Origin of the sequence: Streptomyces sp. NPDC006643, from assembly GCF_042870175.1 — a bacterium.
Taxonomy (GTDB): domain Bacteria; phylum Actinomycetota; class Actinomycetes; order Streptomycetales; family Streptomycetaceae; genus Streptomyces.
In genome coordinates this window covers 65,777-79,139 of sequence record NZ_JBIAHA010000027.1, presented here as the reverse complement: position 1 = coordinate 79,139, position 13,363 = coordinate 65,777, and the positions used below count along the sequence as shown (strand labels likewise).

At 72.8% G+C, this 13,363-nt stretch carries 9 protein-coding genes; 2 read left to right on the top strand and 7 right to left on the bottom strand.

Going from position 1 to position 13,363, the window contains the following annotated elements; all coding sequences use genetic code 11:
* The first annotated feature begins 19 nt into the window (after positions 1–19).
* Together cydD and ACFYNU_RS31220 are read left to right on the top strand one after the other, a co-directional pair.
* Positions 20–3,757 (top strand): thiol reductant ABC exporter subunit CydD, encoded by a 3,738-nt coding sequence (gene cydD, locus ACFYNU_RS31225; RefSeq protein ID WP_356595655.1) that lies wholly within the window; start codon positions 20–22, stop codon positions 3,755–3,757.
* 49 nt (positions 3,758–3,806) lie between these two features.
* Entirely contained in the window at positions 3,807–5,741 is a 1,935-nt protein-coding gene (locus ACFYNU_RS31220; protein WP_388767877.1) for a GAF domain-containing protein, read from the top strand.
* On the opposite strand, the gene ACFYNU_RS31215 is transcribed toward ACFYNU_RS31220, so the two are convergent.
* From ACFYNU_RS31215 to ACFYNU_RS31185, 7 genes are all read right to left on the bottom strand, one after another.
* The gene (locus ACFYNU_RS31215; RefSeq protein WP_356595657.1) at positions 5,738–6,607 is read right to left on the bottom strand and encodes a Cof-type HAD-IIB family hydrolase; all 870 of its coding nucleotides are present in this window, start codon (positions 6,605–6,607) and stop codon (positions 5,738–5,740) included. The two genes, ACFYNU_RS31220 and ACFYNU_RS31215, sit on opposite strands and share 4 nt — an antisense overlap.
* 142 nt (positions 6,608–6,749) lie before the next feature.
* Positions 6,750–7,652 (bottom strand): LLM class flavin-dependent oxidoreductase, encoded by a 903-nt coding sequence (locus tag ACFYNU_RS31210; RefSeq protein ID WP_356595659.1) that lies wholly within the window; start codon positions 7,650–7,652, stop codon positions 6,750–6,752.
* Positions 7,653–7,741: 89 nt separating this feature from the next.
* Positions 7,742–8,320, bottom strand: coding sequence for an RNA 2'-phosphotransferase (locus ACFYNU_RS31205; RefSeq protein ID WP_356595661.1), 579 nt, complete (start codon positions 8,318–8,320; stop codon positions 7,742–7,744).
* 199 nt (positions 8,321–8,519) lie between these two features.
* Complete coding sequence (locus ACFYNU_RS31200) at positions 8,520–9,431, bottom strand: MerR family transcriptional regulator (RefSeq protein ID WP_356595667.1); 912 nt, start codon at positions 9,429–9,431, stop codon at positions 8,520–8,522.
* Positions 9,432–9,557: 126 nt separating this feature from the next.
* Positions 9,558–10,442 (bottom strand): metal-dependent hydrolase, encoded by an 885-nt coding sequence (locus tag ACFYNU_RS31195; RefSeq protein WP_356595669.1) that lies wholly within the window; start codon positions 10,440–10,442, stop codon positions 9,558–9,560.
* Between the two features lie 65 nt (positions 10,443–10,507).
* The gene (locus ACFYNU_RS31190) at positions 10,508–12,409 is read right to left on the bottom strand and encodes an SDR family oxidoreductase (protein ID WP_388767871.1); all 1,902 of its coding nucleotides are present in this window, start codon (positions 12,407–12,409) and stop codon (positions 10,508–10,510) included.
* The gene (locus tag ACFYNU_RS31185; RefSeq protein WP_356595781.1) at positions 12,409–13,257 is read right to left on the bottom strand and encodes a M24 family metallopeptidase; all 849 of its coding nucleotides are present in this window, start codon (positions 13,255–13,257) and stop codon (positions 12,409–12,411) included. Before ACFYNU_RS31185 ends, ACFYNU_RS31190 begins: the two co-directional genes overlap by 1 nt.
* Between the last annotated feature and the right edge of the window lie 106 nt (positions 13,258–13,363).

Sequence of the window (13,363 nt, the reverse complement as noted above, 5' to 3'; positions counted from 1 at the left end):
TGCTGGGCGGGTGTTTCACGTGAAACCGATCGATCCACGTCTGCTGCGGTACGCACGGGCCACCCGGGGCTTCCTGGTGGCCGTGGTGGTCCTGGGACTGGCCGGTGCGGGACTGGTCGTGGCCCAGGCGATGATCATCGCCGAGGTGGTGGTCGGGGCGTTCGAGGGCGGGCTCGGGGTCTCCGGGCTCCGTACGCCACTGCTCCTGCTGGGCGCGGTCGCCGTCGGGCGCGCGCTCGTCGCGTGGCTGACCGAACTCGCCGCGCACCGGGCGAGCGCGGCGGTCAAGTCCGAGCTGCGCGGGCGGCTGCTGGAACGGGCCGCCGAGCTGGGGCCGGGGTGGCTGAGCGGTCAGCACACCGGCTCGCTCGTCGCGCTGGCCACACGGGGCGTGGACGCGCTGGACGACTACTTCGCGCGCTATCTGCCGCAGCTCGGGCTCGCGGTGGTGGTGCCGGTGGCGGTACTGGCGCGGATCGTCACCGACGACTGGGTGTCGGCGGGCGTCATCGTGCTGACCCTGCCGCTGATCCCGCTCTTCATGGTGCTGATCGGATGGGCCACCCAGTCCCGGATGGACCGTCAGTGGCAGTTGCTGTCACGGCTGTCGGGGCATTTCCTGGACGTCGTCGCCGGGCTGCCCACGCTGAAGGTCTTCGGGCGCGCGAAGGCGCAGGCGGAGTCGGTGCGGGAGATCACCTCCGAGTACCGGCGGGCCACGCTCCGTACGCTGCGGATCGCCTTCCTGTCGTCCTTCGCGCTGGAGCTGCTGTCGACGCTGTCGGTGGCGCTGGTGGCGGTGGGGATCGGGATGCGGCTGGTCCACGGGGACCTGGACCTCTACACGGGTCTGGTGGTGCTGATCCTGGCGCCGGAGGCGTATCTGCCGCTGCGTCAGGTGGGGGCGCAGTACCACGCGGCGGCGGAGGGGCTGGCGGCGGCGGAGGAGATCTTCGCCGTGCTGGAGTCCGGGCCGACCGGTCCGGGCGGGGCCGCCGAGGTGCCGGACTCGCCGCGCCTTGAGCTGGACGGGGTGACGGTCCGCCACGAGGGGCGCGCGGAACCGTCGTTGGAGGCGGCCACGCTGGTGGTCGAGCCGGGGGAGACGGTCGCGCTGGTCGGCCCGAGCGGGTCCGGGAAGACGACGCTGCTCAACGTGCTGCTCGGGTTCACGGCGCCGACGGAGGGCCGGGTGCGGGTGGGCGGCACCGACCTGGCGGACCTGGACCTGGACCGCTGGCGCGAGCGGATCGCGTGGGTGCCGCAGCACCCGTACCTCTTCGCGGGGACGATCGCCGAGAACGTACGCCTGGCCCGCCCGGACGCCACCGATGCCGCCGTACGGGACGCGCTGCGCGACGCGGGGGCGTACGACTTCGTGACCGCGCTGCCGCTGGGCGCAGACACCCCGCTGGGCGAGGACGGTACGGGCCTGTCGGCCGGCCAGCGCCAACGCCTGGCCCTGGCGCGGGCGTTCCTCGCCGACCGCCCGCTGCTCCTGCTGGACGAGCCGACGGCGGCGCTGGACGGCGAGACGGAGACGACGATCGTCTCCGCGATCCGCCGGCTGGCGGCGGGCCGCACGGTGATCCTGGTGATCCACCGCCCGGCCCTGCTCTCGGTGGCGGACCGGGTGGTCGAGGTGGGGGGTGGCCGGGGGGCGGTGAATGCGGCGGATGCGGTGGATCCGGCGGATGCGGTGGATGCGGTGGATGTCGGCTTGGACGGGTGGCGCGCCGAGCGGTTCGGGACGGCGTCCGTCGGTGGCGGTGGCGGTGCTGGTGGTGGCGGTGGTGCCGGTGGTGGCGGTACGGACGGCCGGTTGTCCGGCGTGGGGCGGGGCAGGGTGACGGGTGCGGCGGATGCGGGGAAGCCCGGGGCGCCGGTTGCTGGTCCCGGTGGGGATCCTGCCGAGCGGTTCGGGACGGCGGGCGTGGGGGAGGCTCGCCGGTCCGGTACCGGCGGTGGCGGCGCCGACGGGCTCCCGGGGGCCGGGTCACACCCGCTCGCCCGGATGCGGGCCGCCGTCGGGCGGCTGCGTGGGCGGTTCGTGCTCGCGTTGGTGCTGGGGAGTCTGGCCCTCGGGTCCGCCGTCGGGCTCATGGCCGTTTCCGGGTGGCTCATCTCGCGCGCGTCCGAGCAGCCGCCCGTGCTGTATCTGATGGTCGCCGTCACCGCGACCCGCGCCTTCGGGATCGGGCGCGCCGTCTTTCGCTACGCCGAGCGGCTCGTCTCCCACGACGCCGTGCTGCGGATGCTCGCCGACCTCCGCGTCTCCGTCTACCGGCGCCTCGAACGGCTCGCCCCCGCCGGCCTGCGTGACGCACGCCGCGGTGATCTGCTCTCCCGGCTCGTCGCCGACGTCGACGCCCTCCAGGACTACTGGCTCCGCTGGCTGCTGCCCGTCGGCTCCGCCGTGCTCGTCGGCGTCGGCGCCGTCGGATTCACCGGCTGGCTGCTTCCCGAGGCGGGCGCCGTGCTGGCCGTCGGGCTGCTCGCCGCGGGCGTCGGCGTGCCGCTGGTCAGCGGCGCCCGCGCCCGCCGTGCCGAACGGCGACTCGCCCCCGCACGCGGCCTGTTGGCGACCCGGGTCGCCGAACTCCTCGACGGCTGCGCCGAACTGACCGTCGCCGGCGCCCTTCGGAGCCGTATCCGCGCGGCCCGCGACGCCGACGCGACGCTGACGGCCATCGCCTCGCGCGGCGCGACCGCCACCGCCCTCGGCGGCGGCCTGTCCGCGCTGATCTGCGGACTGACCGTGGCGGCAGCCGCGTACGCCGGTGTGGGCGCCGTACACGACGGGCGGCTTCCCGGTGTCGCGCTGGCCGTCGTCGTACTGACCCCGCTGGCCGCGTTCGAGGCGGTCGCCGGTCTGCCGCTCGCGGTGCAGTACCGGCAGCGGGCCGCGCGGAGCGCCGAGCGGGTGTGTGAGGTGCTGGACGCGCCCGTTCCCGTACACGAGCCCGTACGTCCGGCCGCCGCTCCCGCGACGCCGTTCCCGCTGGAGGTACGGGGGCTCTCGGCCCGGTACGCGGGGCAGGAGCGCGACGCGCTCACCGGCGTCGACCTGACGCTGACCGCCGGGAAGCGGGTGGCCGTCGTCGGACCGTCCGGCGCTGGCAAGACGACCCTCGCGCAGGTCCTGCTGCGCTTCCTGGACGCGCGCGAGGGCGGCGTCCGGCTCGGCGGTACGGACGCGGCGGCGCTGGACGGCGACACGGTGCGACGCTTCGTCGGACTGTGCGCGCAGGACGCGCACCTCTTCGACAGTTCCGTACGGGAGAATCTCGCGCTCGCCCGCAGGGACGCGACCGACGACGAACTCCGCGACGCCCTGCGCCGCGCCCGGCTGCTGGACTGGGTGGACGGGCTGCCGGCCGGTCTGGACACCCTCGTCGGCGAGCACGGCGCACGGCTCTCCGGGGGCCAGCGGCAGCGCCTGGCCCTGGCCCGCGCGCTCCTGGCCGACTTCCCCGTCCTCGTACTGGACGAGCCCGCCGAACACCTCGACCTGCCCACGGCCGACGCGCTGACGGCCGACCTGCTGGCCGTGACGGAGGGGCGTACGACGCTTCTCATCACCCACCGGCTCAAGGGGCTCGACGCGGTCGACGAGGTGATCGTGCTCGACGAAGGGCGGGTGGCGCAGCGGGGGCCGTACGCCGAGCTGGTCGCGGTGGAGGGGCCGCTGCGCACGATGTGGGAGCGGGAGAAGGAGCGGGGGCCGGCCGGCGACCTGGTCGGGCTGCCCGGGTAATCCTGGAACCGACTTTCCATAACAAATGGGACTAATTAGGGTCAGGGCTATGACAGCGCCCGATCCCCAAGACTCCCACGAGGGCGACCCCGATTCCGACTCCGGCCCCGACCTTGATTCCCACCTCGACCCCGGTACCGACCTCGGCCCCGACACCGGTGCTGGGGACGGCGGTGATGCGGACGCCACTCGGCGCCTCCAGGGCCTGTCCACCGAGCTGACCGCCCGCGTCCCGCAGCTCCTCGATGCCATGCGCTCCGTCGGCACCGGTCTCGAACTGCACGCCACCCTCGACCGGATCTGCGAGACGGCGGCCCGTCTCGTCGGCGCCCGCTACGCGGCGCTCGGCGTCGTCGACGAGACGGGCGGCGGTCTCTCCGACTTCGTCACCTACGGCGTGGACCCCGACGTCGCACGGCGGATCGGCCGCCGCCCGGACGGCCACAGCGGACTGCTCGGCGAACTGATCCGCCACCCCGAACCGATCCGGCTCGCGGACCTCACCGCCGATCCGCGGGCGGCCGGGTTTCCGCGGCACCATCCGCCGATGCGCACGTTCCTCGGCGTGCCCATCCGCGTCCAGGGCGAGATCCTCGGCAACCTCTACCTCTGCGAGAAGCACGACGGCGCCGACGGGGCCGAATTCACCGACCACGACCAGCACATGGTGCGGGTGCTCGCCACCGAGGCGGGCCTCGCCATCGGCAACGCGCGGCTGTACGAGGCGGCCCGGCAGCGCGAGCGCTGGATCGACGGTTCGGTCGCCGTCACGACGGCCCTGCTCTACGGCGCGGGCGCGGAGGAAGCGTCGGGCGCGGAGGAAGCGTCGGGTGCTGAGGAAGCGTCGGGCGCCCACGACCGCACCGAGCACGCGGGCAGCACCCACCTCACAGGCACCACCGGGCATGCCGACTACAGCCACCACGCCCACCACGCGCTCACCGTCGTCGCCGAACACGCCCGCAGACTCGCGGACTCGGCGGCCGGTATCGTCCTTCTGCCCACGCCCGACGGAGGACTGGAGGTCGTAGCCGTCTCGTCCGACACCCCGGACGTCTCCATCGGCATCCGAGTCCCGGCCCACAGCCCGGTGGTCGCCACGCTGCTGACCGGCGAGTCCGTCCATGTCACGGATTCCAGCACCGACCCGCGCCTGATCTCCCCGCTGTCCGCCCGCTACGGCCCGGCCCTGATGCTGCCCCTGCACAGCGACGGCCGGGTGCTCGGCGTACTCGTGACACCCCGCGCGATCGGCGCGCGCCCCTTCACCGAGTCGGAACGCACCCTCGCCACCCAGTTCGCCTCGCAGGCGGCACTCGCCCTGATGATGGCCGAGGCGCAGCGCGACCGGGAACGGCTCGCGGTGTTCGAGGACCGCGACCGGATCGCCCGCGACCTCCACGACCTGGTCATCCAGCGCCTGTACGCCGCCGGAATGATGCTGGAGACCGCGCAGCGGCAGTCGGAGGTGCCCGAGGTGCGTTCGGGCGTCGGCAAGGCGGTCGACGAACTGGACGTCACCATCCAGGAGATCCGCACCGCCATCTTCGCGCTGCAACAGGGCCCGGCCGAGGCACCGTCCGGGCTGCGCACCCGCGTACTGCGCGAGATCAACATGGCGGCCGTGCCGCTCGGCTTCAAGCCCACCCACCGCTTCGTCGGCGCGATCGACTCGTCCGTCGGCGAACTCACCGGCAAGAACCTCATCGCGGCCCTCCGCGAAGCCCTCTCCAACACGTTCCGGCACGCGCGGGCGTCACGGATCGAGGTCACGGTGGACGCGAACGCCGAACTGCCCGACGGCACACCCGCCGTACGCCTGTCGGTCGCCGACGACGGCGTGGGCATCCCGGAGGGCGGCCGGCGCAGCGGTCTGCGGAATCTGCGCCGGCGCGCCGAGTCACTGGGCGGGTCGAGCGAGGTCGGCCCGGGCCTGTCCGAGGACGGCGGCGGCACGACCGTGATCTGGCAGGCCCCGCTCTAAGGCGTGTCCTGCGCCCGCGCGCGTGTCACCAACTGCTCGATGATCACCGCGACCCCGTCGTCGTTGTTCGCCACCGTGCGCCCCGACGCCGCCGCGATCACGTCCGGGTGCGCGTTGCCCATCGCGTACGACGTACCGGCCCACCCCAGCATCTCCACGTCGTTCGGCATGTCGCCGAAGGCGACGACCTCGTCGGAGGAGATGCCGCGTTCGGCGCAGCAGAGCGCGAGCGTGCTCGCCTTGCTCACCCCGAGGCCGCTGATTTCGAGCAGCGCAGTGGGACTGGAGCGGGTGAAGGACGCGAGGTGCCCGGCGGCCGTACGGGCCAGGGTGAGGAAACCGTCGGGTGTCAGGCTCGGGTGGTGCGCCAGCAGCTTGACCACCGCGTCGGCGGCACCGTCGCCCTCCCCCGCCTCTGCGAGTAGCTTCTCCGCCGGGGCGACGAGCGTGCCCGGGTCGTCCTGGAAGGGCGGGTACTGGGGCTCGTAACCGAAGCTCGTCGTCTTCTCGACGGCGAAGACCGTGCCGGGTGCCGCGTCCCGCAGGGCCCTGACGACGTCGAGCGCGGCGGTCCGGTCCAGACCGCGGACCTTGAGCAGCTTCCCGTCGCCGCGCAGATCGACGACGACGGCGCCGTTGGCGCAGATCGCCAGGCCGTGCCGGTGCACATGGTCGCTGACGACCCCCATCCACTTGACCGGCCGCCCGGTGACGAAGAAGACCTCGATCCCGGCCTCCTCGGCGGCGGCCAGCGCGGCGACGGTGCGGTCGGAGACGGTCTTGTCGTCGCGCAGCAACGTTCCGTCAAGATCGGTGGCGATCAGCCGGGGGCGGGCGGGAAGCGGAGACTCGGTCGCTGAGGTCACCCGCCCATCCTCCCGCACACATGTGCACGGGAGTGCGGAGGGGCGCACATATGAGACCTCCGGCGCGCACGCCGCCGCGCGCCCCCCCCGCCGCGAAACGGCCGAGCGGCTCGGCGGCGCAGCAGCCCAGCGGCTCAGCGGCTCAGCGGAGCTGGGCGGGCGCCTCGGCGACGATCTTCTCGAAGACCACCTGGTCGACGGCAAAGTCCGAATCGGGGACCGGCCAGTGGACAACCAGCTCCGTGATGCCCAGCTCCTGATGCCGGCCCGCGAAGTCCACGAACTCGTTCACCGACTCCAGCGGGCGGCGGCGGTCCGGGGTGAAGCCGGTGAGCAGGATCTTGTCCAGTTCGGCCACGTCCCGCCCGATCTCCGCGCACGCGCCGCCGAGCCTCTCGACCTGACCGCGGATCGCCTCCACCGACTCCTGCGGGGTGCCCTCCTCGTACAGGCTCGGGTCGCCGGTGGTCACCCATGCCTGGCCGTACCGCGCGGCGAGCCTCAGCCCGCGCGGGCCGGTGGCGGCGACGGCGAAGGGGAGCCGGGGGCGCTGGACGCAGCCGGGGATGTTGCGCGCCTCGACGGCGGAGTAGCGGTCGCCGTACCGCGTGACCGAGCCCGTCGTCAGCAGCTGGTCCAGAAGGGGGACGAACTCGCCGAACCTGTCCGCGCGCTCACGCGGCGTCCACGCCTCCTGCCCGAGCGCCGTGGCGTCGAAGCCGTTGCCGCCCGCCCCGATCCCGAGGGTGATCCGTCCGCCGGAGATGTCGTCGAGGGAGATCAACTCCTTGGCGAGCGTCACGGGGTGGCGGAAGTTCGGCGACGTGACGAGCGTGCCCAGTCGGAGGCGCTCGGTGGCCGTGGCGGCGGCGGTGAGGGTGGGCAGCGCCCCGAACCAGGGGCCGTCGCGGAAAGTCCGCCAGGAGAGGTGGTCATAGGTGTACGCGGCGTGGAAGCCGAGTTCTTCGGCGCGCTGCCATTTCGCACGGCCCCCTTCGTGCCAGCGGTCGACAGGGAGGATCACGGTGCTCAGGCGCAGACTCATGCCCCGAGCCTACGTCTCGGCTCTCAGCCGGCCGTCCAGGCCACGAGGCGGCGTCCCGCGGTACACGACGGCGCGGTGCAGCCCCCGGGTCAGTCGCCGAAGCGGAGGTAGCGCGGCGGTACGGCGTCCGCCAGCCAGACGCCGTTGGCGCTCACCCGGAAGACGTGGCCGTCGCGGTGCATCGCGCCCGCGTCCACGGGCAGGACCACCGGACGGCCGCGGCGGGCGCCCACGCGGGTCGCCGTCTCGCGGTCGGGGGAGAGATGGACATGGTGGCGGTTCATCGGCCGGAGGCCCTCGGCGCGGATCGCGTCGAGGCTGCGGGCGACGGTGCCGTGGTAGAGGTACGCGGGCGGCTCGGCCGGCGGCAGGTCCAGGTCGACCTCGACGGTGTGGCCCTGGTTCGCGCGGATGCGGCTGCCCTCGATGGTGAAGCGCCGCTTGTCGTTGACGGCCACGACATGGTCCAGCTCGGCGCGGGTGAGGGGGAAGCGGTGGTCGGCGGTGGCGCGCAGCAGCGCGTCGATCTCCACCCAGCCGTTCGGGTCGAGCGTGAGTCCGATTCGTTCGGGCTGGTGCCGCAGATGCTTGGAGAGGTACTTCGACACCTTCACGGTGCGTCGCTCGTCGGGCGTTCCCGCGCCCGGTGTTGTGCGTGATGTGGTCATCCGCACAGCGTGCCCGGGGCGGCGAAAGGGCGCCACTGATTTCGGTCCGGTCTCGGCGCACGGAAGCTTCGTCCAACGCTTCGCCCGACGCCTCGATCGGATCCGATCCGAAAAAGATCAGTGGTGAAATGTTTGATCCACAGTCAACTTGACTTATCCACAGGCTGGTTGGCGAATCTGTGGACAACTGCCGCACCGATTAACCCATTTGGTCAATTTGACTGCTCTGTCTGTGGGTTGCGGTGAGCGCGTCCAACGTCCTTGCCCGCACCTCCCGTTCGGCCGCCAACGCGATGAACTCCGCGGCGCCCTCCTCCCCAACCAGCCTCTGTACCGCCTCTACCGTCCCGGCAGGCAGAGCCACGGAACGGGTCTGCGGGCCCGTCGGCTCCGGCTCCTGGGCCGTCAGATGCCGCTGAAGCTGCCGGGTGGCGAACAGCCGCATGGCGCGCGCCAGTTCGGCGTCGACCGTCTGCCGTGCGAGGGGGCGCAACCGACGTACGAGCGTCACCGCCTCGGCGGCGTCCGCGTCCGTCGGCGGGCGATGGCCCAGATAGCGCGCGAAGACGTGCTCGGTCGTGAACTCCATGAAACGCTCGGCGATGTGCTCGACCTGTCCGCGAAGTTCCCGCAGATGGGCGGAGATCGCGGACAGCGGCACCCCGGCCGCGTACAACTCGGCCGCCACCGCCAGCTCTTGAGGGCTCGGTACGAGGAACTCGTCGTCCCGCCCGGGGACCCGCTCCAGCACCCCCAGCTCCACCGCCTCGGCGAGCGCCGCGTCGTCGGGGGAGCCGCCGAAGCGCTCGTCCAGCTCGGCGCGGCTGATCCGGGCGGCCCGCTCGTCGGTCCACGGGCCGTGCACCTCGGCGACCAGGCCGAGCACCCCGCCCAGGCCGCGCCCGGCGTCCCACGCCTCCAGCAACTCCTTGATGGACGCCAGTGTGTAGCCGCGTTCGAGGAGGTCGGCGATCTGCCGCAGCCGGGTCAGATGCGGGTCCCCGTACACATTGGCCCGGCCCCGCCGCTCCGGGGCGGGGAGCAGTCCGCGGTCCTGGTAGGCGCGGATGGTCCGGACCGTGGCGCCGCTCGCATGCGCCAGACCCTCGATCCGGTACCGGGCACCGGCCGTACCACTGGCCGGGGCCCCCGCCCCCGCCCCCGCCCCCTCCCCCTCCGCCTCCGCCTTGCCCCGGTTCGCAGACACGCTCACTCCTCCCTCGGCTCCGGCACGGCGCTACGTCAGGGCGGCGCGGCCGACCGCCCCGGCCGCCGCGCGGGCCGCGGGCGAGGTCGCCAGATAGTCGACGGCTCTGCGGAGCGAACCCTCCCGCGAGGGATGGTAAGACCGCCGGAAATACCGGGGCACCGCCGAGCCCAGCTCCCGCCAGGTGGGCAACAGGCCCTTGGCCACGGCCCGGTTGTGCTCGCGCAGCGAGTAGCTCAGCCGGCCGGCCAACTGCGGGTCGTGCCGGATCAGATACGCCGCCCCGCGCGCCCAGAACCAGAGCATCACCGGCGCGGCGACGACCATCGTCTCCAGGCGGCGGGCGTAACGCACCGGATCCGGGCCGCCGCAGTGCTGGTACATGTCGAAGGCCACCGCCCGGTGTTCGACCTCCTCGGCGCCGTGCCAGCGCAGCAGGTCGAGCATGACCTCGTCCGCCCCCGCGCGGTCCAGCGCCCCGGCGCGCAGCACCCAGTCCCCCAGGACCGCCGTGAACTGCTCGATCGCGGCGACGATCCCCAGCCGGAAACGCAGCCAGTCCTGCGGCGGCCACGGCACCCCGAACGGTGGCTTCTCCCCGAGGAGCACCTCGAAGAGATAGTCGACGTGCCGCGTGTACCGCTCGGTGTCCAGCCGCTGCTCCGCCAGATGGTTCAGCACATACGCGTGCTGCACGCTGTGCGTCGCCTCCTGGCCCATGAAGCCCTTGACCTCCTTGAGCAGCACCGGGTCCTCGACCAGCGGCAGCGCCTCCTTGAAGACCTTCACGAACCAGCGCTCGCCCGCGGGGAGCAGCAGATGCAGCACGTTGACGACGTGCGTGGCGATGGGCTCGCCCGGTATCCAGTGCAGCGGGGTCCCGCGCCAGTCGAACGACACGCGCCGGGGCGCGATGACGTAGCGATCGTCAGGACTGTCGCCGTCCCGCCCCGCCGCTGCCCGGTCCTTCTCGCCGGCGGTCACAGCGGCGGGTCCAGACGGGCGATAGCCCTCAGCGTCCTGGGCGCGAAGCGGGACAGCAGCCGGGCTCCGCGGGCCTCCGGCGTGACCGGTACGACGGCCTCGTTGCGGACGACGGCCCGCAGGATCGCGTCGGCGACCTTCTCCGGCGGGTAGTTGCGCAGCCCGTACAGCCGGGTGGTGCGCTTGCGCCGTCGCTTCTCCTCCTCCGCCGACACTCCGGTGAACTGCGCGGTGGAGGTGATGGCGGTGTTCACGAAGCCGGGGCAGATGGCGCTGACCCCGATGCCCTGCCCGGCCAGCTCGGCGCGCAGGCACTCGCTGAGCATCAGCACCGCCGCCTTGGACGTGCTGTACGCGGGCAGCGCGCGCGACGGCTGGTAGGCCGCCGCCGACGCGGTGTTGACGATGTGGCCGCCCTGTCCGCGCGCCGCCATCTGTCCGCCGAATATCCGGCAGCCGTGGATGACGCCCCAGAGATTGACGTCCAGGACCTTCTTCCAGTCCTCGCTCGTGGTGTCCAGGAACGGCCCCGAGAGCCCGATCCCCGCGTTGTTCACCAGAACGTCCACCGTGCCGTACTCGGTGGCGACCTTCTCGGCCAGCTTCTCCATCGCCTCCTCGTCGCTGACGTCGACGGTCTCCGCCCAGGCCCGCGGCGCCCCGATCAGCCGGGCCATCTCGGCCGTCCGGGCGGCTCCTTCGGCGTCGCGGGCGACCGCGACGACCCGGGCGCCCGACTCGGCGAACGCGAACGCGGTGGCCCGACCGATCCCACTGGCCGCGCCGGTCACCAGGACGAGCTGTCCGCCGAACCGCTCCCCGTAGGGTCCGCTCGGCACCAGGTCCCGCGCCCGGCGGGCCCGGCTCTCCCGGCGCGCCTTGGCGGCCGGCCCGATGCCCGCCGTCTCGTCCTCCGCGCCTTCCGGTTCGGGCTCGTGGGCCGTGACGAACTCGGTGATCCAGCCGGCCAGTTGATCCGGTCGCGTACGCGGCACCCAGTGCTTGGCCGGGATCGCACGGCGCACCAGCTGCGGTACCCACTGCTCCAAGTCGTCGTGGAGCCGCTCCGAGAGGAAGGCGTCACCCGTCGGCGTGATCAGCTGGACCGGAGCGTGCGCGTGCGCGTCGGCGCGTGGTCTGCGCAGCCGGGCGTTGATGTTGTCCCGGTAGAGCCAGGCGCCGTGCGCCGCGTCGTCCGGCAGCGAGGCGGTCGGATACGCGGCGGCGCTCCCCGTGGCCCCGGCGTCCGCTCTTGACGCCGGCACCTTCTCGAACCGGTCGAGGATCTTCGGCCAGTGTCTGCCGAGCGGCCCGCGCCATGCCAGCTCGGGCAGCACCGGCGTCTGTAGCAGATACACGTACCAGGACTTGGCGCCCTGACCGAGCAGTTGGGCCACCGCGCGCGGGGTGGGGCGGGTCATCCGCCGCTTGATCCAGTGCCCGAAGTGGTCCAGCGACGGTCCCGAGATCGAGGTGAAGGAGGCGATCCGGCCCGACGTGCGCCGTACGGTCGCGAACTCCCAGCCCTGTACGGAGCCCCAGTCGTGGCCCACCAGATGGACCGGCCGGTCCGGGCTCACCGCGTCGGCGACCGCCAGGAAGTCGTCGGTCAGCTTCTCCAGGGTGAAGCCGCCGCGCAGGGGCTTGGGGGCCGTCGACCCGCCGTGGCCCCGGACGTCGTACAGCACCACGTGGAACCGCTCGGCGAGCCGCTCCGCGACCAGGGACCAGACCTCCTTGCTGTCGGGATAGCCGTGCACGAGCAGGACCGTCGGCCGCCGCGGGTCGCCCAGCTCGGCCACGCACAGCTCGATCCCGCCCGTGCGCACCCGGCGCTCACGCGTGCCCACGGGCCATCCCGGCGGCGACGGAACAGACGGAACTGACTGAAGCGACATCACGCACCCTTCGCCCAACGCCGCACGTGCGGCAGATCGTCATCCAGCCAGAACGCGCTCTCGGCCGGGTCCCTGGAGTCGGTGACCACCAGGATCTCCTCGAACTTGGCGCCCGTACCCCGGAATCCGAGGTGCGGCTCCACCGCCCACAGCCCCGGTCTGGGCGGGTGGTCGGAGAATCTGTACGGGCTCCACAGCGGTGACCAGCCGTCCCGGTGCCCGTGCAGCGCGTCGCTCGCGAGGCCCTTGAGCGCCTGCGTACCGAACCCGAGGACATGTGGCGACCAGCGCCGGTCGCGCACCCGGTCGACCTTGTGGGCGATCACCCCGAAGGGATACGCCCGGTGTCTGTTCTCGTATCCCTGGCGGACCATCAGCCGGTCCACGTCCTCGTAGATCTCGCGGAGCGGGCGCCGCTCGCGGACCTCGCGCAGCAGCAGCTCGCGGTGTGCCTGGAGATCGGCGAGCAGTTTGTCGTGGAGCGGGTGGGGGCCGGGGCCCAGACAGCCCGAGTAACCGACATCGGCGGGGAAACCTCGGTGGACCGGCGCCAGATCGAGGATGAACGGCATGCCCTCCGCCAGCCTGCGGTTGGTGGGGAAGAACTGGAGCGGGATCCGGAACCCCGTGAAGGCCGTACGGTCCCCGAACCAGGCGAAGGGCAGATGGAACCAGTCGCGCACCCCGCGCGCCCGCAGCCAGTCGCGCTGCATCCGGGCGGCCTCGCGCTCCGTGACACCCGGCCGCAGCCGCGCGGCCACCGCTTCGGCGCACTCGTAGGCCAGCCGCTGCGCGGAGCTGAATCCCCGCAGCTCGGTGGCCCGTTCGCCCGTCAACGCTGAAGCCATGCCACACCTCCGAACCGATCGCGCTACGCGTTCGTAACTTGACACTGATGAATGTGACAATGTCCGGCGGCTGCGTCAAGGGCCCCGTCGAGCCTGTGGAAAACTC

Bases quoted from the DNA above. Each gene is read 5' to 3' on its own strand.
- ACFYNU_RS31220 (WP_388767877.1), top strand. From the start codon at position 3,807: ATGACAGCGCCCGATCCCCAAGACTCCCACGAGGGCGACCCCGATTCC.
- ACFYNU_RS31210 (WP_356595659.1), bottom strand. From the start codon at position 7,652: ATGAGTCTGCGCCTGAGCACCGTGATCCTCCCTGTCGACCGCTGGCAC.
- ACFYNU_RS31205 (WP_356595661.1), bottom strand. From the start codon at position 8,320: ATGACCACATCACGCACAACACCGGGCGCGGGAACGCCCGACGAGCGA.
- ACFYNU_RS31190 (WP_388767871.1), bottom strand. From the start codon at position 12,409: ATGTCGCTTCAGTCAGTTCCGTCTGTTCCGTCGCCGCCGGGATGGCCC.
- ACFYNU_RS31185 (WP_356595781.1), bottom strand. From the start codon at position 13,257: ATGGCTTCAGCGTTGACGGGCGAACGGGCCACCGAGCTGCGGGGATTC.